Source organism: Hydrogenovibrio sp., assembly GCF_965140365.1.
Classification (GTDB): Bacteria; Pseudomonadota; Gammaproteobacteria; order Thiomicrospirales; family Thiomicrospiraceae; genus Hydrogenovibrio.
In genome coordinates, this window is the sequence record NZ_OZ223196.1 from 401,105 (window position 1) to 423,976 (window position 22,872).

Consider the following 22,872-nt stretch of genomic DNA (forward strand, 5'->3'; position numbering starts at 1 on the left):
AAGGCGGAATTTATTGAAGTCGTTGGTCGGGTTTGCATCGTTAGGTTTGGTGAGTAATCAAATTAAAGCCAATACTGTCAAAACACAAGAAATTACCAGGCCTGGTGGTTTTGTTGTGTTGCAAACCTCACCTGTTGCCGGTTTTCAATATTACGATGGCGATAAAGTTTGGTCACAATTACAACAAGATGCGGTCTTACAACTTAAAGCCGAACCGAGCAATAAATACGACAAAGACGCCGTTGAAATCTATTGGCAGGCAGGGGATGGACAAAACTACAAACTCGGCTATTTACCTCGCAAACAAAATTATGCAGTCAGCCAGATTTTGCAAACACAAAGGCCTTTACTGGCAGAAGTTTCACAACTTAATAATAGTGATGATTTTTGGAAGAGAATTGAAGTTGCCGTTTACTTACAAAGTTAAATATAGCAAAACAAGGTTTGAATAATGTTAAAAGAGATACCTAAGTTTATTGCACACCCATCGCAGAACGGCTCAGACCAGCTTCTAGATTGCCACACTTTTGAAGTCGCGGAGTTGACGGCATTTTTAGCTTCAAAGATAGGCCTAAAAAGATCAGGATTTATTATCGGTTTGCTTCATGATTTTGGTAAATACAGCCTGTCGTTTCAAAACTATTTATATTCCGCCGTTGGAAGAATAAATCCAGACTCAGAGGATTATATCGACCCTATTTCTCATAAAGGTCATATAGACCATTCAACAGCTGGAGCCCAACATATTTGGCAAGAACTCAGTAAGTTAGGAACAGAAGGACAAATTGTTGGGCAAGCCTTGTCTCTTTGTATTGCTTCGCATCACAGTGGCATGATTGATTGCTTTAAACCTGATGGTTCTTTTACTTTCTTAGAAAGAATGGAAAAAGAGGATGATAAAACGCATTTAAAAGAGTGCATTGTGAATGCTTCTGAAGCTTATAAGAAGAAACTTGAATTAAGCATTGATAGTTGCTTGATTGATGAGTTTTCAGCTAAGAAAAGTCATGTACAGAGCAATTCTGGTGTCAAAAGAATTCAAGCTTTTAATGCTGGTTTTTTAACTCGTATGCTTTTTAGTTGCCTAATCGATGCCGACAGAATCAACAGTGCAGATTTTGAAGTGCAAGAAAATCCAGAGCATCGTTTTAATAAAGCAGATTGGCAAACAGCGATTTCACGATTAGAGCAGAAGTTGGGTGAGTTTAAATCAAATAAGGATAAGCCTCCGATTTCAATAATTCGGGAACGTATATCCGATGATTGCTTAAATCGCGCAGAGGATGAACAGGGGCTTTATACACTTACAGTTCCAACCGGGGGAGGAAAAACTTATGCAAGCCTGCGTTATGCTTTGCATCATGCGAAAAAACATAACCTAGATAGAATTATTTACATTATTCCCTACACCTCAATTATTGAACAAAATGCTGATGCGATCAGAGAAGTATTGGAAGATGAAGTCGATCAGTTCTCTTGGGTATTGGAGCATCATTCAAATTTAGAACCCGACGAAGAGACTTGGCATAACAAGCTTGCAAGTGAGAATTGGGATGCGCCAATTGTGCTCACAACTATGGTTCAGTTTTTGGAGGTTTTATTTTCAGGCGGGACGAGTAAAGTTAGAAGGCTTCACCAGTTGGCAAACTCGGTTTTGATTTTTGATGAAATTCAAACTTTACCGGTCAAAACGACCCATTTATTTTGCAATGCACTGAATTTTTTAACCGATTATTGTAATACAACGGCTTTGCTTTGCACGGCGACTCAGCCCTTGCTTAACAAGCTAAAAAGTCCTGAAAAGGGGCAGTTGTATATTCCTCTTGAAAATGAATTGATTAGTGATGTCTCGCAATTATTCCAAGATTTAAAGCGCGTTGAGGTTAAAAATCTATGTAAGCCTATGGGGTGGTCAGAGCAAGAGATTAAGGATTTGGCTATCGAACAATTAACGGAAACCGGAAGTTGTTTGATTATTGTAAATACCAAAGATTGGGCACAGAAACTCTTTGAGGCAATACAAAATAAGGTTGATACAAAATCTATTTTTATGTTGAGTACTGATCTTTGCTCAGCGCATAGAAAAAAGATTTTTTCTGAAATGAAAATACGTCTGAACAAAGGGTTGCCTGTTATGTGCGTCAGCACACAGTTAATTGAGGCGGGAGTGGATGTTGATTTTGCCACTGTTATTCGTTTTTTAGCGGGGTTGGATTCTGTTGCACAAGCGGCAGGGCGTTGTAATCGCCACGGTAAGCGAGAAGTTTCGAATGTATATGTTGTTAATCCAAATGAAGAGAAAATAGATTTTTTGCATGATATTAAAGTGGGTCGTGATAAGGCACAGATGCTTTTAGATGAAGGTGTCGAAGAGCTGTTGTCACCGGAAGCGATATCTTTATATTTTCAGCATTATTTTTATCATCCTGAACGTGAAAAAGAGATGGTGTTTCCTCTAAAAGAAGATATCGAAGAGAACATTCTGAATCTGTTGAGTCATAACCCTAATAACATTCACCCATATTTACATAACCCCAATTTTAATCTATTAGGTCAATCATTTATGACGGCTGGAAAAGCATTTGAAGCGATTGATTCACCGACGAAGGCTGTCATTGTGCCCTATGGAAAAGGAGCCGAAATTATTGCTGAACTCTGTAGTATAGAAAAAGAATTCAATTTAAAGCAATACAAAAGACTGTTAAAACAGGCCCAGCAATTTAGCGTGAATGTTTTTCCAAACGTCTGGTCAAAATTAATGGGTGCGCAAGCGTTAATTGAAATTCAAGGTGAAGGCATCTTTTATTTAAAAGATGAGCACTATAGCCAAGAGTCTGGCTTATCGGTAGAGGTAGTTTCAGCCATGCCGTTTTACGGATGCGGATAGAGGAGGTTTTATGCATCAAACTCCAAAGAATACTGTGAGCTTTAAGGTTAGGGGGCGATATGCCTTATTCACCGATCCGGTTACTAAAATTGGTGGTGAAAAATGTACCTACCATTTGCCAACTTATGAAGCGATTAAGGGCATTTTAAAGTCGATTTATTGGAAACCGACTCTAATTTGGTATATCGATAAAGTAAGGGTCATAAAGCCTATGCGTACCCAAACCAAGGGTACAAAACCTTTAATTTGGGGAGGAGGAAATAGCTTAGCTATTTACACTTTTTTGCATGATGTAGAGTATCAGGTGCAGGCGCATTTTGAATGGAATGAACATCGCCCGGAACTCAAAAAAGACCGGGTTGATGGTAAGCATTTTGCAATGGCACATCGCTTTATTGATAAAGGAGGGCGCCAAGATATATTTCTAGGAACCCGAGATTGCCAAGGGTATGTCGAGTCATGTGAATTTGGTGAGGGTGAAGGAGCTTATGACGCAATTGGTGAATTGGGTTTTGGTTTAATGTTCCATAGCTTCGGTTATCCAGATGAAACGGGAAAAGAAGAGCTAACCGCACAATTTTGGAATGCCACTTTAAAAAATGGCATTTTGGAGTTTCCACGACCCGAAGAATGCGAGCACAGTCGCTTTATTCGGGCAATGAAAGCTAAGGAATTTGAATTGGACGAAAACCTAAATCCAGTGGAAAAAGAAAAGGAGGCACAATGAGTTGGCTACAAAAACTTTATGTCACCTATGAAAAGGCTCAAGCATTGGAAATTTCCGATGACTTAAAACCTTTACCGATTAGTCATACGATTCAAAATGCGCATATTAAAGTTACGATTGATTCGCAAGGGAACTTTAAACGGGCTGAGGTTTTAGAAAAAACACAAATTGTTTTGCCTGCGACAGAGCAGTCCGCAGGGCGGAGTAGTGGCGAAGCCCCCCATCCATTAGCGGATAAAATCCAATATGTTGCTGGAGATTATGCGAAATATGGAGGTCTAAAAAAGCCGTATTACCCCGGTTATTTAAAACAATTATCAGACTGGTGTAGCTCCGAGTATTCAACTGATCAAATTTGTGCAGTGAAAGCTTATGTTGAAAAAGGTACTTTGGTTCAGGATTTAATTAATCACAGTGTTTTATTTATTGACGAAGAGAATGTGCTTTTAACTGCTTGGCCGAAAGATTCAGAACAAGATGCCCCTAAAATTTTTAAAGTGCTTCCAAAAGAATCTGGTCGATTAGATCAAGGGAGTGCATTGATTTGTTGGAACGTTGAATCCCCTAAGTTTTTGATCAGTGAAACTTGGCTCAATCCTGATATTCAACAGGCTTGGATTCAATATGACAGTCAAAGTGCTGGGCAAAAAAGTCTCTGTTATGTCACAGGTCAAGAAAGGCCCTCTGCATCAAACCATCCTGCCAAGCTTCGTCATACAGGGGATAAGGCCAAACTCATTTCATCAAATGACCTTAATGGTTTTACGTTTAAAGGTCGCTTCACGGATAGCAAAAAATCCATTGAGTCTAATGGGTTGCAGGGCGCATCCATTTCCTTTGAAGTCACGCAGAAAGTGCACAATACATTGCGCTGGTTAATATCTCGTCAGGGATATAGAAATGGAGACCAGGTCATTGTTTCATGGGCGGTTTCTTGTAATGAAACACCTAATCCACTGGATATGACTTTTGATTTTCTGCAAATTGATACAGAACCAACAATTGATCATACTATTGATTTAGGAAAGCAATTCAGTAAGGCATTAAATAATTACATTCGAGGTTATAAGGCTAAATTAAACCATCACGATAATATCATTATTTTGGGATTAGATTCGGCAACGCCTGGGCGTATGGCAATTACTTTTTATCAAGAATTTATGCCGGATGAATATCTAGATAGAGTTGAAAAATGGCATAGAGATTTTGCTTGGTTTCAAAAAGTGAAGCAGGACGTCAATGGTAAACCTCAAACCACTTGGCCAATTAGTACACCCTCGCCTAAGTCTATCTATGAAGCGATTTTTGGTTCTACAGTTACTGATTCTTTAAAGAAAAATACTATTGAAAGAATTTTACCTTGCATTGTAGAAGCTACTTCTTTTCCGAGAGATTTAGTGCAGGGGGCTATAAGGCGAGCGGTTAATCGTCACAGTTATCAAAAAGATGAACAGTGGTTATGGGAAAAAAACTTGGGTATTGCCTGCTCTCTATTTAGAGGGTTTCAAAAAAGACATTCGCCGTCGAAGGAGTATGAAATGGGATTAGAGAAAGACAATAACAATCGCGACTATTTGTTTGGTCGATTATTAGCGATTGCAGAAAGGATAGAGGAGATTGCGCTTTATGTTGCAGGTGAAAATCGCAGTACGACCGCAGCAAGGTTAATGCAACGTTTTGCCGATAGGCCGACTTCTACTTGGCGCAATATTGAATTGTCTTTAAATCCATATATGCAGCGTTTAAAAGTGAACCGAGCTGGATTTTTAAACAATATTCAAAAAGAACTGGATGAGGTAATGGGTAAGTTTAAATCGGAAGATTTCAACTCCGATAAACCTTTGTCTGGAGAGTTTTTATTGGCTTTCCATGCACAACGGCTTGAATTTAAAAATCGTAAAGAAGAATCACCCGAACAAATTAATGATTAATTTTTGGAGAAACAAACTATGAGCTTACAAAACAAAATCGATTTTGCAGTGATTTTCAGTGTGAAAAATGCGAACCCTAATGGAGATCCTTTAAATGGCAATCGCCCAAGAACGGATTATGAAGGTTTTGGAGAAATTACTGATGTCTGTTTGAAACGTAAAATTCGTGATCGTTTACAGGATTCAGGGGAGGCTATTTTTGTTCAATCTGATGAAAAGAAAATAGATGGAATGCCAAGCTTAAAAGCGCGTGCTGAATCTGAAGAATTTGGGCTAGGAAAAGAAGCGTTAAATGCAAAAAAAACCAGTCCTGAAGAAGCGGCTAAACTAGCTAATCAGAAGTGGATGGATGTTAGAACTTTTGGTCAGTTATTTGCCTTTAAAAGCGATAGTAAGGATGGAGTATCTATTCCAATTCGTGGGCCAGTTTCAATCCAATCCGCATTCAGTAAAGAGCCTGTAAGCATTACCAGTACTCAAATCACTAAAAGTGTCAGTGGTGAAGGGGACGGAACGAAAAAAAGTTCGGACACAATGGGAATGAAACATCGTGTTGATAAAGCCGTTTATGTGACTTTTGGCGCCATGTCACCACAGTTGGCGGAAAAAACCGGCTTTAGTAATGGAGATGCAGAAAAACTTAAAGCTGTACTGCCGAAACTTTTTGAAGGGGATGCTTCTTCTGCTCGTCCAGAAGGTTCTATGGCGGTCGAGAAAGTCATTTGGTGGCAGCATAACTCAAAGTCTGGTCAGTATTCTTCAGCCAAAGTACATCGTTCTTTAGAGGTTAATGCAGATGGCAGTTACACCTTAAATAATTTGGATGGTTTGACACCTGAAGAGATTGACGGTTTCTAACCATGCAAAACACCCGCTTGATTCCTTTGTCGGCTTTGCAGCATTATGCGTTTTGTCCGCGCCAGTGTGCGCTCATTCATAATGAGCAGGCCTGGTCGGAAAATTGGCTCACGGCGCAAGGCCAGCAATTGCATCAGCGGGTGGATCACGGTTTACCTGAATCCCGAAAAGGAATTCGTTATGAAAGAGGTGTCGAAGTTTCGGCGCCTCAACTGGGTTTAATTGGTAAGCTGGATTTGCTGGAAATTGAAATTGCTAACGGAGCCTGTTTTCCTGTTGAGTACAAACGCGGTAAGCCCAAACAAGACCCTATTGACGAAATTCAACTTTGTGCCCAAGCCTTGTGTTTGGAAGAAATGCTTAATATTTCGGTGCCTTATGGTGCGCTTTGGTATTGGCAAACGCGTCATCGTCATCAAATTGAATTTAATGATGCATTGCGTCAACAAACCTTACAAATTATAGAAGCTACTCGTGACCTGCTTAATTCAGGTGTAACGCCGAAGGCGAAATATGAGAAAAAGTGCCAGGCCTGCTCCTTGTATGAGTTATGTAATCCAAAATTAACATTTCGAGATAAAAGTCGCGCTTATGTAAAAGCGATTTATCAGGAGAGTATTGTTGAAGAAACTCAAAAATAGTTTGTATATCACCCGGCAGGGCGCTTATTTACATAAAGAACGCGAAACGTTAGTCATAGATGTTGAGCAGGAAAAGGCCATGCAAGTGCCGATTCATGCAATACAAGCCATTTACTGTTTTGGTAATGTGATGGTCTCGCCTTTTTTAATCGGTTTTTGTGGTGAAAATGGCGTGCACTTAGCTTTTTTTACCGAATACGGTCGATTTCTTGGACGAATGCAGGGAAAGCAAACGGGTAATGTCTTGTTGCGTAAGTCTCAATATAAAGCAGCTGAGTCTTCTCCTGAAAAAATAGCCCAAAATATCATTGCTGCCAAAATCAGCAATTCGCGTTCAGTGCTATATCGGCATTTACGCAATCATGGTGAAAATGTTGTGGTGAAGCAGGCGATTACCCAGATTTCTTCCGCGTTGAATCGACTCAAATCGGCTGAAAGTTTAGATTCAATTCGAGGCATAGAAGGAGAAGTCGCCTCATTTTATTTTGGTGTGTTTAATGAACTGGTTCTGCCAAAAGTGGAAAAAGAGTTTACTTTTTCCAAACGCTCTCGCCGTCCGCCATTAGATAGAACGAATGCGCTTTTATCCTTTTTGTATAGCATTATCGGTAATGATATTTCCGCAGCCCTTCAAGGTGTTGGGCTAGACCCACAAGTCGGTTTTTTACATCAAGACAGACCTGGTCGAGACAGTTTGGCGCAAGATGTTTTAGAAGAATTTCGAGCTTGGTATGCTGATCGTCTCGTGCTAAGTTTGATTAATCGAAAGCAAATCAAAGCCAATGATTTTGTGGTTGAAGCCAGTGGTGCGGTTAAGTTGAAAGACGATGTTCGAAAAGAAGTGTTGGTTGCTTTGCAAAATAGAAAACAAGAAACCGTTAAACATCCATATTTAAATGAAGATGTTCCTATTGGTTTATTACCCCATGTGCAAGCGATGTTATTAGCTCGCCATTTACGGGGTGATTTAGCCGAATATCCACCGTTTGTTCCGCGTTAGGTGAAATTCTATGATGATATTGGTCACTTACGATGTTTCTTTTGATGACCCCGGTGGACAACGTCGGTTAAGGCACATTTCAAAAGCTTGTTTAGATCATGGTGTAAGAGTGCAATACTCGGTTTTTGAATGCGAACTAGAACCCGACCAGTGGGTCGGATTAAAAGCCAAATTGCTTGAAATTTATAATGAAGAAACAGATAGTTTGCGCTTCTATATGTTGGGCAAGCGATGGCGGGGCAAAGTTGAGCATTTTGGTGCGAAAAAATCATTGGATATTTTTAAAGACAGTCTAATAATTTAAATCCCTGAGATAGTTTTGCCATCAACGCTAACCTCTGGTGCTCTTTAAAAACTCGGAACCTTAGCGATAAGCTCTTAATGCTTATCTATTATGGCTTGATGTTATCTGAGAGACTTAAGTTTGTTAGAATGCAGTATCTTATTTTTTAGTTTAGCGAAATCCCTTCTAAAACCATTCGGTTTGTTAAGCTTAAAATATAAGCAGTCGCTCCCCACGCGGGAGCGTGGATTGAAACGTCATCTATTATGCCTATGTCTAATGACTCACCTGTAGTCGCTCCCCACGCGGGAGCGTGGATTGAAACTGATTCAGATGTGTTTATGCAGAACGAAATCAACGTCGCTCCCCACGCGGGAGCGTGGATTGAAACTTTATCGTACACAGTTGTATTGATTGAAAACAGTGTCGCTCCCCACGCGGGAGCGTGGATTGAAACAGTACGGAATGACGACAGAGAACGTGTTTGGTATGTCGCTCCCCACGCGGGAGCGTGGATTGAAACAACCAATGCTGGACATTTACAATAAGGTAACTGGGTCGCTCCCCACGCGGGAGCGTGGATTGAAACCGACTACCTCCGCAGACTCTTCAAGCGGCTTAAAGTCGCTCCCCACGCGGGAGCGTGGATTGAAACATATTCAGAGCGACTAGGTACACGAGCAAACCTTGTCGCTCCCCACGCGGGAGCGTGGATTGAAACAGATTCATAGCGGTAAAGATAACCTAGATATTAAGTCGCTCCCCACGCGGGAGCGTGGATTGAAACCCGTAATAAAGAAACAGTATTAGGCAAATCACCTGTCGCTCCCCACGCGGGAGCGTGGATTGAAACTGCTGTTTATTGGCATTTAGCGGCCCCTGTTTTGTCGCTCCCCACGCGGGAGCGTGGATTGAAACGCACCAGAGGACTTTGAGATTCTACGATGCGGTAGGTCGCTCCCCACGCGGGAGCGTGGATTGAAACTCTGCTATTGCCTTATAAGTTAGTAGCTTGACGTTGTCGCTCCCCACGCGGGAGCGTGGATTGAAACTTTGATACCATGCTAAACCCTGAACTAAAGACCGTCGCTCCCCACGCGGGAGCGTGGATTGAAACAGTCATTTTAATGTCCTCTATTAAAGGGGCTTACGGTCGCTCCCCACGCGGGAGCGTGGATTGAAACATGATTTGTTTAGTGTCTTTGCCGTCGAACTTGTGTCGCTCCCCACGCGGGAGCGTGGATTGAAACTGGAGCCTGTCTAGTTGCCTGATTCCAAAATCCAGGTCGCTCCCCACGCGGGAGCGTGGATTGAAACACGATGAACATGAGGATTTAATTAAATGAGTGGGTCGCTCCCCACGCGGGAGCGTGGATTGAAACTGAACAGCAGAAAGAAGCATATCGTAAAGCTTTAGTCGCTCCCCACGCGGGAGCGTGGATTGAAACAGAACAAGCGAGGCAATGTTATCAAGGTCAGATGTCGCTCCCCACGCGGGAGCGTGGATTGAAACGTACATTGACGAGCAAACAGACGCTAACCGCAAGTCGCTCCCCACGCGGGAGCGTGGATTGAAACATCATTACCACGAGTTGCTAAGAATCGCCCTACGGGTCGCTCCCCACGCGGGAGCGTGGATTGAAACTCCTTGAGCGTACCACTCACCAAATAAAGGCACAGTCGCTCCCCACGCGGGAGCGTGGATTGAAACTATTAGTTGCAATTAACATGAAACTTGGAACTACGTCGCTCCCCACGCGGGAGCGTGGATTGAAACACTTGGGCCATCGGTAATAAGCTTGAATATTACGTCGCTCCCCACGCGGGAGCGTGGATTGAAACAAATATGACTGGTATTTGGACATTAAAGCAGAGAGTCGCTCCCCACGCGGGAGCGTGGATTGAAACATCATGCGATGGTAAAACATTGCAGGTTGGAACCGGTCGCTCCCCACGCGGGAGCGTGGATTGAAACATGCCACCGGCATCTTTCGATGACGCCGCAATCAAGTCGCTCCCCACGCGGGAGCGTGGATTGAAACTTGACCATCTTGGCCAGTTCCGGTGCCATGTCTGGGTCGCTCCCCACGCGGGAGCGTGGATTGAAACATCCATTAATTATTTTTTCAATTATGAATCCAATGTCGCTCCCCACGCGGGAGCGTGGATTGAAACGAATTATGGCCGGATTAACGGTGACCGAAATCGCCGTCGCTCCCCACGCGGGAGCGTGGATTGAAACATTAAAAAACGCAGTGACAAAAAGAAGCCGTGAGTCGCTCCCCACGCGGGAGCGTGGATTGAAACAACAACAGATACATCAATAACTTCATCAATTAATGTCGCTCCCCACGCGGGAGCGTGGATTGAAACAATTGATTAAACTGAAAGTGAATTATTTGAAGGGGTCGCTCCCCACGCGGGAGCGTGGATTGAAACTAACTCATGACAATATTGTTCTAACTCCTTAATGTCGCTCCCCACGCGGGAGCGTGGATTGAAACAATTAAATTACTGTACTCGTCTATCTTTAGTTTAGTCGCTCCCCACGCGGGAGCGTGGATTGAAACTTCATAATCTCCAACCCTCCAAGCTTCTGAAAACTGTCGCTCCCCACGCGGGAGCGTGGATTGAAACTATGATAGAAGAAAGTTATTTGATGTGGTTTTGGGTCGCTCCCCACGCGGGAGCGTGGATTGAAACAAATATTCAACTAAGAAAAGAATATCTAAAGGAGGTCGCTCCCCACGCGGGAGCGTGGATTGAAACTTGCCACTCGCAATAAGCCATGTCGCAGTCCATCGTCGCTCCCCACGCGGGAGCGTGGATTGAAACATTGACAGCTTGCGATATGCAGTCGAGAGATTAAGTCGCTCCCCACGCGGGAGCGTGGATTGAAACTTGATAATGGAACTAGCATTATCGAAGTAATGACGTCGCTCCCCACGCGGGAGCGTGGATTGAAACCCATGAAGCAGTTAATCGCTAAAGAGGGAATGAAGTCGCTCCCCACGCGGGAGCGTGGATTGAAACTAAATTTTATTACATCGTAATCTTTACCAACCAGGTCGCTCCCCACGCGGGAGCGTGGATTGAAACCCTGCACCGCTTGCGAATCCACCGATTTCAGCAGGTCGCTCCCCACGCGGGAGCGTGGATTGAAACTTCTGTGTATTTCATCTTCCTACTCCATCCCGTGTCGCTCCCCACGCGGGAGCGTGGATTGAAACTTCAAGGAAGACCAAGGAGAGACACCAGAGAAGGTCGCTCCCCACGCGGGAGCGTGGATTGAAACTGATTCAAAAGAAGTATTTAAAAGATTCCCTGAGAGTCGCTCCCCACGCGGGAGCGTGGATTGAAACTGCATCAAAGCACACCTTGTCGCTGAATGATGTCGTCGCTCCCCACGCGGGAGCGTGGATTGAAACGCACCAGAGGACTTTGAGATTCTACGATGCGGTAGTCGCTCCCCACGCGGGAGCGTGGATTGAAACTCGATAGCTTCATAGAGAAAACGCAACCATTGTTGTCGCTCCCCACGCGGGAGCGTGGATTGAAACTTGATAATGGAACTAGCATTATCGAAGTAATGACCGTCGCTCCCCACGCGGGAGCGTGGATTGAAACACGACGAACATGAGGATTTAATTAGATGAGCGGAAGTCGCTCCCCACGCGGGAGCGTGGATTGAAACTTCTAGGTACGCGCTGTAATCTTCACCAAGTTGGTCGCTCCCCACGCGGGAGCGTGGATTGAAACTCAACCATGTGTGGGATTGAACGTTGCATGATGCGTCGCTCCCCACGCGGGAGCGTGGATTGAAACTCCATTACCATTTTATAATCGTCATCAATAAACGTCGCTCCCCACGCGGGAGCGTGGATTGAAACCATGTACTCCGCGGCCTCATGCGCCGCGACGGTGTGTCGCTCCCCACGCGGGAGCGTGGATTGAAACTTTTGCTATGGACTCAAACTTATCTACCAACTCAAGTCGCTCCCCACGCGGGAGCGTGGATTGAAACAGGCTTGTAGTTAAATTTAATGGAATTCAATATGTCGCTCCCCACGCGGGAGCGTGGATTGAAACATGGTTAAAATGGAACGTCTTCCGAATCAAAATTGTCGCTCCCCACGCGGGAGCGTGGATTGAAACTCCTTGAGCGTACCACTCACCAAATAAAGGCACGTCGCTCCCCACGCGGGAGCGTGGATTGAAACTCCTTGAGCGTACCACTCACCAAATAAAGGCACGTCGCTCCCCACGCGGGAGCGTGGATTGAAACAAGTTAAGTGGTACGCTTATAAACAAGCAGTCACGTCGCTCCCCACGCGGGAGCGTGGATTGAAACAATTGATTAAACTGAAAGTGAATTATTTGAAGGGGTCGCTCCCCACGCGGGAGCGTGGATTGAAACTATCATGTTATCCGAAAGGTTAATGCCGTTTCGAGTCGCTCCCCACGCGGGAGCGTGGATTGAAACAATTAAATTACTGTACTCGTCTATCTTTAGTTTAGTCGCTCCCCACGCGGGAGCGTGGATTGAAACTTCATAATCTCCAACCCTCCAAGCTTCTGAAAACTGTCGCTCCCCACGCGGGAGCGTGGATTGAAACTCAAGGAGTTACATCTAAAGAACTTCCTGAATTTCGTCGCTCCCCACGCGGGAGCGTGGATTGAAACACAGCGGCACGCATTTTATCGGCGCTGGTCGCATCGTCGCTCCCCACGCGGGAGCGTGGATTGAAACTGGTATTAAAACCAGGAATTGATCATGTTGGCTTGTCGCTCCCCACGCGGGAGCGTGGATTGAAACGACATATCGAAAGTGTCTTTTGTCTGAATCCGAGGTCGCTCCCCACGCGGGAGCGTGGATTGAAACGCCCGGTTAATAATGAATTTGAATACTATGAGGTGTCGCTCCCCACGCGGGAGCGTGGATTGAAACATTTTAAAAAATTTAATAAAACATCGCGCGTGAGAGTCGCTCCCCACGCGGGAGCGTGGATTGAAACTTGTATTTGATGGCGGAATCTGTAACGAGGTGGACGTCGCTCCCCACGCGGGAGCGTGGATTGAAACTTCGGTTCTACCGCCAAGTTGTCTCTGCTGTTCAGTCGCTCCCCACGCGGGAGCGTGGATTGAAACAAATTGGTGTAGTCAAAATCCACCAGCGTGCTAAGTCGCTCCCCACGCGGGAGCGTGGATTGAAACTATCAATCGCCCCTCAGCGCTTGATGGGTCTGGGTCGCTCCCCACGCGGGAGCGTGGATTGAAACAACCAAATGCGGACAAGCGCCCATTATGAACGCGGTCGCTCCCCACGCGGGAGCGTGGATTGAAACTCGCAACAGAGATACAACACGCCAATGGTTCGGACGTCGCTCCCCACGCGGGAGCGTGGATTGAAACTTGCTGCCCGATAACCGATTGTGTAGAGGCAAGCGTCGCTCCCCACGCGGGAGCGTGGATTGAAACTTACCAGTTATAAAATCTTCCCAATCAGACCAAGTCGCTCCCCACGCGGGAGCGTGGATTGAAACCCAATAATGAGTTTGTGCCTGCTTCAAACGAAGGTCGCTCCCCACGCGGGAGCGTGGATTGAAACATTTGAGTACCATAAGGCATAACCAGAGTTTCAGCGTCGCTCCCCACGCGGGAGCGTGGATTGAAACATCTTGATTCTCCTGTGCGGGAATTAACGTGGTTGTCGCTCCCCACGCGGGAGCGTGGATTGAAACTAAAGCACTGTCACCAGTGACGGGGGTTATATGAGTCGCTCCCCACGCGGGAGCGTGGATTGAAACTCTTCCAGTATATAAGAGCATCTGTCAGCATTGGTCGCTCCCCACGCGGGAGCGTGGATTGAAACATCTCATAATCGTAACGAAACAAGCGACTCAATGTCGCTCCCCACGCGGGAGCGTGGATTGAAACTCACCCGTAAACCAGTCGAAGCGTTCAGACATGCGTCGCTCCCCACGCGGGAGCGTGGATTGAAACAGACCAGAATCATGCCGTCGAGTGGGCTAAACAGGTCGCTCCCCACGCGGGAGCGTGGATTGAAACCAATCAAAGCCGATTTATCAAAACGAAACCGTCAGTCGCTCCCCACGCGGGAGCGTGGATTGAAACGGCAGATAAATTATTTATTCCCAGCCTCTTCTACGTCGCTCCCCACGCGGGAGCGTGGATTGAAACACTTCGCCAACGATGCCAGTTTTGACGATGAATACGTCGCTCCCCACGCGGGAGCGTGGATTGAAACTAAAACTGTTGCGGAGCGTATCGCTGACATCGTTAGTCGCTCCCCACGCGGGAGCGTGGATTGAAACGCTAAGAAAGCTTTGAACGTCGCAATGGATGCTGGTCGCTCCCCACGCGGGAGCGTGGATTGAAACGGTTGCCGGATAACGACCGACGTTAAAGGTTTTCGTCGCTCCCCACGCGGGAGCGTGGATTGAAACTCCTGAAACTTGCTCTATTGTTACAAAAAAAGAAGTCGCTCCCCACGCGGGAGCGTGGATTGAAACACAACTATCAAACGATCGTACTTTTCCAAAGTACGTCGCTCCCCACGCGGGAGCGTGGATTGAAACACTCTGGCGGCTTGCGTTTGGTGGGTGAGAATGGGTCGCTCCCCACGCGGGAGCGTGGATTGAAACTGCTTGGCTGGCGCAAAGAAGAAACCGGATACCGGTCGCTCCCCACGCGGGAGCGTGGATTGAAACGACTTACTGACACCCTTTAAGCGCACCTGCGCCCGTCGCTCCCCACGCGGGAGCGTGGATTGAAACTCAAATTGAAGCGTTTAAGCTCAATGAAATCGACCGTCGCTCCCCACGCGGGAGCGTGGATTGAAACAAGTGCGAAAAGGAATTCAATACGCGAAGAATACGTCGCTCCCCACGCGGGAGCGTGGATTGAAACTATTACAGCAAGGCCGTGATGCCGTCAGCCAATTGTCGCTCCCCACGGGGGAGCGTGGATTGAAACCTAAAGGACCGCCGCCACCAGCTTGGCCACCGTCGTCGCTCCCCACGCGGGAGCGTGGATTGAAACGACTGCGTGTGTTTTTTGCACATACCATGAATTCGTCGCTCCCCACGCGGGAGCGTGGATTGAAACTGACGCTCTGGCTTCGACTTGGCTGGCTTGGACTCGTCGCTCCCCACGCGGGAGCGTGGATTGAAACCAGTTAACCGTTATCCAGATAATTGCACTTGTGGTCGCTCCCCACGCGGGAGCGTGGATTGAAACGTCTGAATACCGGCATCAATACCCTTTGCAAGCTCGTCGCTCCCCACGCGGGAGCGTGGATTGAAACGACTGTAACGAAACCACCAGCGTATGGAAATTTGTCGCTCCCCACGCGGGAGCGTGGATTGAAACAGTGACACGATCATCATTAGTCAAAATCAAAACAGTCGCTCCCCACGCGGGAGCGTGGATTGAAACATATCAAACCTCCAATAATCATAGCCAGTGCCGTGTCGCTCCCCACGCGGGAGCGTGGATTGAAACAGCATCAGCCTTGCTGAATGTAACCGTGTGCCAGGTCGCTCCCCACGCGGGAGCGTGGATTGAAACGTCCGTCCGACCAAATCACCTGAAAAGTGGTTTAGGTCGCTCCCCACGCGGGAGCGTGGATTGAAACAGGTGTTGAGGGTCATATCTGCGCTGATTTGCAAGGTCGCTCCCCACGCGGGAGCGTGGATTGAAACTTATAAAGATTGGTTGAGTGATTTTAGAAAGATAAGTCGCTCCCCACGCGGGAGCGTGGATTGAAACCAAGCCGACTGAATGCAGAGGGCATACAATCGGCCGTCGCTCCCCACGCGGGAGCGTGGATTGAAACCTGTTTGTCTTGTCGTAAACGTAATACAAGACATGTCGCTCCCCACGCGGGAGCGTGGATTGAAACTTCAAAATGCCCTTTCGCATGCGAAAGTCTTGCTGTCGCTCCCCACGCGGGAGCGTGGATTGAAACAGGCGCCAGGAATTGAATGCCCGATTGATACGCGTCGCTCCCCACGCGGGAGCGTGGATTGAAACCGGTCAAAGTGTGACATTGGCTTCCGGTAGTCAGTCGCTCCCCACGCGGGAGCGTGGATTGAAACTTATTAACCATGTGGTCAGTATATAACCATTATTGTCGCTCCCCACGCGGGAGCGTGGATTGAAACCAAGAATTGCGCCGCAAGTCCTGTTGTCGTTAAAGTCGCTCCCCACGCGGGAGCGTGGATTGAAACATAGCCATTCCGACCGGACATGAATATGCCTCTGGGGCGGGTTTACATCGGTGCGTTTTAAAATACCTGAACAGGAAAATGCGTTAAATTTAATTTGATGAAGGTATACTGTTAATGGCATTGATTTTAAAGGAAAGTAATGATGTTTGACTGGATTTATGACATTCCATTTTTAGTCTGGCTGGGGGGTGTTTTTGCAATTATGTTTTTAGCTGGAAAAATTAAAGGCGAATACTAGAGTCTGATGTGCTGGCTGCAAAAGGAAAAGTCTTGAAATTCGGTAAGTCACCATAAGCTTATTACAAGACAGCTCTATTTCGTTTTTAAGCTAGACTGTTGAAGAGGTGGTAAATGGCGCCGGAATCGAACCGGATAAGAACTAATTTAGATTAGAACACGCTTATTGCGAACCACTCCACCATTTACCAAATACCATGATAAATTTTCATGGCATTCAATATCAAATTAAAGATCATTTTAATGCATGGAAAATGCCCAGGCCTGGGCGTATTCATATTGATGTTTGGATTGCTTAAATGGTTTCTTTAAGGGCGTTGAAGGGCAAACCGATCTCGTGTAGTGGAATAGAGGTCGCCGCCGAGTTTGCCGATGGCGTCGAGCTGGTCGGCTTGTATCATGCCGTCTTGAACAATGGCGTCGTCGATGAAAATGTTGACCACGTCGAGCAGAATCAGGGTGCCGCCGGTGGGTTTGTCGGAAATCGGCAGGAGTTCGCGCAGTTTGCATTCGTAGCGCACCGGTGCGGTGGCGACGCTTTTGGCACGGACGTTTTCGCTGTTGCAAGCGGGGATGTCGGCGGTGGTGAATTCGCTAACGTTGTTGGGTTGAACGGCGGCGGAGGCGTTCATTTTGTCGGCCATCTCGGCGCTGACGATATTGACCACGGCGTCACCGGTTTCTTTCAGGTTTCGTAAGGTGTCTTTTTCCTGTTGGGTTTGCGGCATCACGTGGGTAATGGTGAGCACCGGCGGGGTGACGCTGGCAACGCTGAAAAACGAATAGGGGGCGATGTTATTTGTGCCTTGTGCGCTGAGGGTGCTGACCCAAGCGATGGGGCGGGGAATGATGCCGCCGACCAGCATTTTATAGGTTTGCAGTGGTTCCAGTTGGGCGATGTCGTGGTGCATGTGTGTTCCTTATTCGGATGCGTTGGATTCGGGCGCTTTGGGTTTGGGGAACCAGTCCGAACTTTTCCCTGTCCAGTAGTAGGCCGTTAGGCCAATCCATTCTTTCCATGCGGGTTCCAATGCTTTTAAGTGGTCGAAAAAGTCTAAGTCGATTTTTCGGTATTCGTCGCTGTTGGAGCGGAAATCGACTGGATAAGCGATGACGTTGATGCCCTGTTTGTTGGCAATGCCGACGGCGCGAGGCATGTGAAATGCGGAGGTAATCAATAAGTAGTGTCCGTCCGGGTTGGGCAGTAAAGGGTGAACGTTTCGGAAGTTCTCATAGGTGTTGCGCGAGTCGGATTCGATAATAATGGGATTCGGTGCAATATCCAGCGCCGTGAGTAATTGTCGGGCCAGGCCGCTTTCTTTTTCGGATTGGTTTTGCAATTGGAGCGAGCCACTGCCGCCGGTGAAGATGACGGGAGCCTCCGGGTAACGGGTGGCCATCTGTTTGGCAGCGATGTAGCGGTCGCCGCCCAAACCGAGTTCCGGGGTTTGCCAGCTTAAGCTGCGTTTTAAGTCTTCGCCGCCGCCCAGGACCAGAATGCCGTCGATTTTGGCTGGCATGGGGTTGGGCGTGGCGAAGCGTTTTTCCAGTGGCTGGATTAAGAGGTCGCCGACTGGGAAGGCTAAAATAATCAACGCAATCAAGCCGGTGGGTAGCAAGATTTTTTTGGCGGTTCGGATTTGGTTGAACAGCAGGAAAAGGATTCCGATAATCATTAATATGATAATCAGGTTGCTTGGGCTAAGCAGCGCCCAGGCGACTTTTGAGAGAACGAAAAAAACGTGATCCATAGTTTAAGCTTGAGACAGTTCGTTGGCTAAAATGATTTGATTGCGCCCGTTTTCCTTGGCGGCATAAACCGCTTTGTCGGCTTGGGCGATGATGTCTTCGAAAGTGTCACCGTTGCCCGGATAACCGGCCAGGCCGATACTCAAGGTGAACGGTAGAATGCCGATGCTGGGCCAATCCGCGGTTTCAAATGCCTGGCGTAGTTTCTCGGCAATGACTTCGGTGTCTTCCAATTCGGTGTTGGGGAAGATAATGACGAATTCTTCTCCTCCCCAGCGATAAATATAATCGGAGCTGCGAATAGCTTGCTGAAGAAGCTGGCTTCCGAAGACAATGGCTTCGTCGCCCTTTTGGTGGCCGTGCATATCATTGATGTTTTTGAAGTCGTCGAAATCTACGACGGCGAGACTCAGCGGCATCTTATTGCGTTTGGCCAGAGCCAAGTGGCGCTGTGTCTGATTTTCGCCTTCCCGTCGGTTCGGCAACTGGGTGAGAAAGTCATTGGCCGCCAAGGCTTCCAGTTGGAATTGCAGTTGTTTGCGTTCGGTGATGTTCTGCACCATGCCCACCATGTGGAGCGGTTTGCCGTCATCACCGCGTTGGCAGACTTTGCCCCGGTCATGTACCCACAGATAATGGCCGTTTCGGTTGCGGAGGCGGTATTCCACTTCGTAGGCGCCGCGTAGGCCTTGGTGGTAATCTTGCATGACCTGCATGACCATTTGCAGGTCGTCCGGGTGGACATTGCGTGTCCAGGTTTCAATGACGGGCTCCATTTCGTTCGGGCCGTAACCGAGCATTTTTTTCAGCTGCGGACTGAAGAACACATAACCGGTGTCCACTTCCCACTCCCAAAGACCGTCCGAGGCTTCATTCAGAGCAAACCAGATACTGTTCTCTTTGGTTTGCAGGTCTTTTTCCAGCGCCAGGCGTTTGTTAACGTTGCGGGCGATGGATAGAAAATAGGTTTGGCCTTGGTGTTTAAAGTGAGTAGTGTTGATTTCAACCGCAATTTCGCCGCCGTTTTTATGGAGATGACGGCCAACGAAAGTATAGGTTTTGTGGGCTTGGATAACTTGGGCAATTTCATCCCATTGTGGCTGACCGACAACATCTTTTTGCAAGGAAAGTACGGAATGATTCAGGACTTCATGTTTTTCAAAGCCGAGGTCTTCATAAGCGGCGCGATTGCACCAGAGGATATTGGATGTTTTCGGTTCCAGCAGATAAACGCCGTCGGCCAAATTGTCGAAAAGCGTTTCAAAATCCGGGTATTCGGTCTTTTGGGTTGCCATTTATGGGGCCTTGTAAATCTCCACTCCTTTTGCGTTTGCATGCATCAGCAGGGGTAAACGCCAGAAGTGCCTTAGTGTCAGGGTTGCGTAATTTTATTTAGTATTATTTATTTTTTGATATATCAATATGATATACGATATGAACTCAACTTTAACCTTAATATTTCCCTTTTTCACTTGAAAATGTTTTTTTTGTCCATATCTTTATTTTAGATCAATAATCCTTGCAGGTTAACGGCTTAGACAAGGTTAGTTTAAGGAGAATCTTAAGAATGATGGATAAGTTTACATCTCAGTTTCAGTCCATTCTGGGGCAGGCGCAATCCATGGCGCTCGGTCTGGGGAATCAGTTTATTGAACCGCTACATATTCTATCGGCACTGCTGGCTGAGCAGACGTCTTTGTTGCAGCTGGCCGGTGTGGATGTGACGAAGCTTAAAACGTCCGTAGATGAAAAACTGCCAGGCCTGCCAAAAGTATCCGGGCATGGCGGGGATGTGCAATTGTCGCAAAACAGCGGGCGCGTACTGAATTTGATGGATCAGTTGGCGCAGAAACGTGGCGACGCTTACATTGCCAGTGAATTATTTTATTTAGCCGCTTTGCAGTCCAACGATTCGATCAAGGATTTGTTGAAGCAGGCCGGCGCGACGGAACAGAGTATCGAAGCGGCCATTGACCAGGTGAGAGGAGGCGAAACCGTGCAAGACCCAAATGCGGAAGAAAACAGACAGGCGTTGGATAAATACACGCTGGATTTAACCGAACGGGCGCGCAGCGGTAAGCTGGACCCGGTGATTGGGCGGGATGACGAGATTCGCCGTGCCGTTCAGGTGTTGCAGCGCCGTACAAAAAATAACCCGGTGCTGATCGGGGAGCCAGGTGTGGGTAAAACCGCGATTGTGGAAGGTTTGGCACAACGCATTGTGAATGGCGAAGTGCCGGAAGGCCTGAAAAACAAAAAGCTATTGTCGCTGGACCTGGCCGGGTTGCTGGCGGGCGCCAAATATCGCGGTGAATTCGAAGAGCGCTTAAAAGCGTTGTTGAAGGATTTGGAAAAACAGGAAGGCTCGGTCATTCTGTTTATCGACGAAATCCATACCATGGTCGGCGCCGGTAAAACCGAAGGCTCTATGGACGCCGGAAACATGTTGAAACCGGCTTTGGCCCGTGGTGAATTACACTGTATCGGCGCCACCACCCTGGACGAATACCGTGAAAACATTGAAAAAGACGCCGCGCTGGAACGCCGTTTCCAGAAAGTGATTGTGGACGAACCGAGCGAAGAAGACACCATTGCTATTTTGCGCGGTTTGAAAGAGCGTTACGAAGTGCATCACGGTGTGGCGATTACCGACCCGGCGATTATTGCGGCGGCGCATCTGTCGCAGCGTTACATTGCCGATCGACAATTGCCGGATAAAGCCATCGACTTGATTGATGAAGCGGCCTCGCGTATCCGTATGGAAATTGACTCCAAACCGGAAGAGATGGATAAGCTCGACCGTCGTTTGATTCAATTGAAAATCGAACGGGAAGCCTTGAAAAAAGAAAAGGACGAAGCGTCTAAAAAACGCTTGAATGTCTTGCAGGAATCCATCGACGAGATGGAAAAAGAATACGCTGACCTGGAAGAAATTTGGAAAAAAGACAAGGCCGCACTGCAAGGTGCGAAACAGTATAAAGAAGAGCTCGATAAAGCGCGGATTGAAATGGACGCGGCGCACCGTGAAGGCAATTTGGGCAAAATGTCTGAACTGCAATACGGCGTGATTCCGGATTTGGAAGCCAAAATCAAAGCGGCGGAAGAAGCGGAAAATGAAGCCGAAGGCCAGGTGCATTTATTGCGCAATAAGGTCACGGAAGAGGAAATTGCCGAAGTGGTGGCGCGTTGGACCGGGATTCCGATTTCCAGAATGTTGGAAGGTGAGCGCGATAAATTGTTGCGCATGGAAGAAGCGTTGGGCGCGAAGGTCATTGGCCAGCAGGAAGCGGTGTCGGCGGTGTCGGATGCGATTCGCCGTTCCCGTGCCGGTTTGTCGGACCCGAACCGTCCGAACGGTTCTTTCCTGTTCCTGGGGCCGACCGGGGTCGGGAAAACCGAGTTGACCAAAGCCTTGGCCGATTTTCTGTTCGATACTCAGGATGCCATTGTGCGTTTGGATATGTCGGAGTTTATGGAAAAACATTCCGTGGCGCGTTTGATCGGTGCGCCTCCGGGCTATGTCGGTTATGAACAGGGCGGTTATTTAACGGAAGCGGTGCGCCGTAAACCCTATTCGGTGATTTTGCTGGATGAGGTGGAAAAAGCGCATCCGGATGTGTTCAACATCCTGTTGCAAGTGTTGGATGACGGCCGTTTGACCGATGGTCAAGGGCGCACGGTGGACTTTAAAAATACGGTGATAGTGATGACGTCCAACCTGGGGTCGCACATTATTCAGGAAAAAGCCGCTACTGCGACCTATGATGAAATGAAACAGGACGTCATGGAAGTGGTCGGTAGTCATTTCCGCCCGGAATTCATTAACCGGATTGATGACATCGTCGTGTTCCATCCATTGGACCAGGCGCAAATTCGTGCGATTGCCGATATTCAGTTGAACCAACTACGTGCGCGACTGGCGGACAACGATTTGCAATTGGAAATCGCTGAAAACGTTCTGGACAAAATCGGCGAAGCCGGCTTCGATCCGGTCTATGGCGCACGACCTTTGAAGCGTGCGGTGCAACAATTGGTGGAAAATCCGTTGGCGCAACGTTTGTTGAAAGGGGAGTTTGTTGCTGGTGATACGGTTCATGTCGGTTTGACGGACGGCGAAATCGATTTTCACTGAGGTGACTCAGGGAAAGTTTGTCCAATAAGTTTAACTTACTACTCAATCACTACAATCACCCGCTTAGGCTTTGCCGAGCGGGTTTTTTTATGTCTCAAAAACGTTATGACCACTCTCTAAAGGGTATGCCAGGTCTGGCCGAATAGCGGTTTAATCGGGATGGATGGATTCGATT

Annotated in this window: 12 protein-coding genes and 1 CRISPR repeat array; of the genes, 9 read left to right on the plus strand and 3 right to left on the minus strand. The window is 47.2% G+C overall.

What is annotated here, in order from left to right; translation table 11 throughout:
• The first annotated feature begins 13 nt into the window (after positions 1 to 13).
• Genes AC0KH7_RS01970 through cas2 form a run of 8 tightly spaced genes read left to right on the plus strand, consistent with a single transcriptional unit; the run spans position 14 to position 8,348 of the window.
• Entirely contained in the window at positions 14 to 427 is a 414-nt protein-coding gene (locus AC0KH7_RS01970) for an HIRAN domain-containing protein (RefSeq protein ID WP_472370203.1), read from the plus strand.
• 24 nt (positions 428 to 451) lie between these two features.
• Complete coding sequence (cas3, locus tag AC0KH7_RS01975) at positions 452 to 2,887, plus strand: CRISPR-associated helicase Cas3' (RefSeq protein ID WP_472370204.1); 2,436 nt, start codon at positions 452 to 454, stop codon at positions 2,885 to 2,887.
• A 10-nt stretch (positions 2,888 to 2,897) separates the two neighbouring features.
• Positions 2,898 to 3,614, plus strand: coding sequence for a type I-C CRISPR-associated protein Cas5c (gene cas5c, locus AC0KH7_RS01980; protein ID WP_472370206.1), 717 nt, complete (start codon positions 2,898 to 2,900; stop codon positions 3,612 to 3,614).
• Entirely contained in the window at positions 3,611 to 5,545 is a 1,935-nt protein-coding gene (gene cas8c / locus AC0KH7_RS01985; protein ID WP_472370208.1) for a type I-C CRISPR-associated protein Cas8c/Csd1, read from the plus strand. Before cas5c ends, cas8c begins: the two co-directional genes overlap by 4 nt.
• Before the next feature lie 18 nt (positions 5,546 to 5,563).
• Entirely contained in the window at positions 5,564 to 6,403 is an 840-nt protein-coding gene (gene cas7c, locus AC0KH7_RS01990; RefSeq protein WP_472370209.1) for a type I-C CRISPR-associated protein Cas7/Csd2, read from the plus strand.
• A 17-nt stretch (positions 6,404 to 6,420) separates the two neighbouring features.
• A complete protein-coding gene (gene cas4 / locus AC0KH7_RS01995) occupies positions 6,421 to 7,044 on the plus strand; it encodes a CRISPR-associated protein Cas4 (protein ID WP_472370211.1) in 624 nt (207 codons plus the stop codon).
• On the plus strand, positions 7,025 to 8,044 hold the full coding sequence (cas1c, locus tag AC0KH7_RS02000) for a type I-C CRISPR-associated endonuclease Cas1c (RefSeq protein WP_472370213.1): 1,020 nt from the start codon (positions 7,025 to 7,027) through the stop codon (positions 8,042 to 8,044). The genes cas4 and cas1c overlap by 20 nt, the downstream gene beginning before the upstream one ends.
• A 10-nt stretch (positions 8,045 to 8,054) precedes the next feature.
• Positions 8,055 to 8,348 carry a CRISPR-associated endonuclease Cas2 gene (cas2, locus tag AC0KH7_RS02005; protein WP_472370215.1) on the plus strand — a complete coding sequence of 98 codons (294 nt, stop codon included), beginning with the start codon at positions 8,055 to 8,057 and terminating at the stop codon, positions 8,346 to 8,348.
• 203 nt (positions 8,349 to 8,551) lie between these two features.
• A CRISPR array of direct repeats spans positions 8,552 to 16,579; the repeat unit is 32 nt; unit sequence GTCGCTCCCCACGCGGGAGCGTGGATTGAAAC.
• A gap of 545 nt (positions 16,580 to 17,124) precedes the next feature.
• Here the strand turns inward: cas2 and AC0KH7_RS02010 are convergent.
• The 3 genes from AC0KH7_RS02010 to AC0KH7_RS02020 all read right to left on the minus strand — a co-directional run bounded on the left by AC0KH7_RS02010 (position 17,125) and on the right by AC0KH7_RS02020 (position 19,860).
• Positions 17,125 to 17,727: a flavin reductase family protein gene (locus tag AC0KH7_RS02010; protein WP_472370217.1), complete on the minus strand. Its 603-nt coding sequence runs from the start codon at positions 17,725 to 17,727 to the stop codon at positions 17,125 to 17,127.
• A 9-nt stretch (positions 17,728 to 17,736) separates the two neighbouring features.
• Complete coding sequence (locus tag AC0KH7_RS02015; RefSeq protein ID WP_472370219.1) at positions 17,737 to 18,492, minus strand: YdcF family protein; 756 nt, start codon at positions 18,490 to 18,492, stop codon at positions 17,737 to 17,739.
• A 78-nt stretch (positions 18,493 to 18,570) separates the two neighbouring features.
• Positions 18,571 to 19,860 (minus strand): sensor domain-containing diguanylate cyclase, encoded by a 1,290-nt coding sequence (locus tag AC0KH7_RS02020; protein WP_472370221.1) that lies wholly within the window; start codon positions 19,858 to 19,860, stop codon positions 18,571 to 18,573.
• A gap of 272 nt (positions 19,861 to 20,132) precedes the next feature.
• Between AC0KH7_RS02020 and clpB the strand changes: the two genes are divergently transcribed.
• Positions 20,133 to 22,697: an ATP-dependent chaperone ClpB gene (clpB, locus tag AC0KH7_RS02025; RefSeq protein ID WP_472370223.1), complete on the plus strand. Its 2,565-nt coding sequence runs from the start codon at positions 20,133 to 20,135 to the stop codon at positions 22,695 to 22,697.
• Positions 22,698 to 22,872 lie beyond the last annotated feature (175 nt).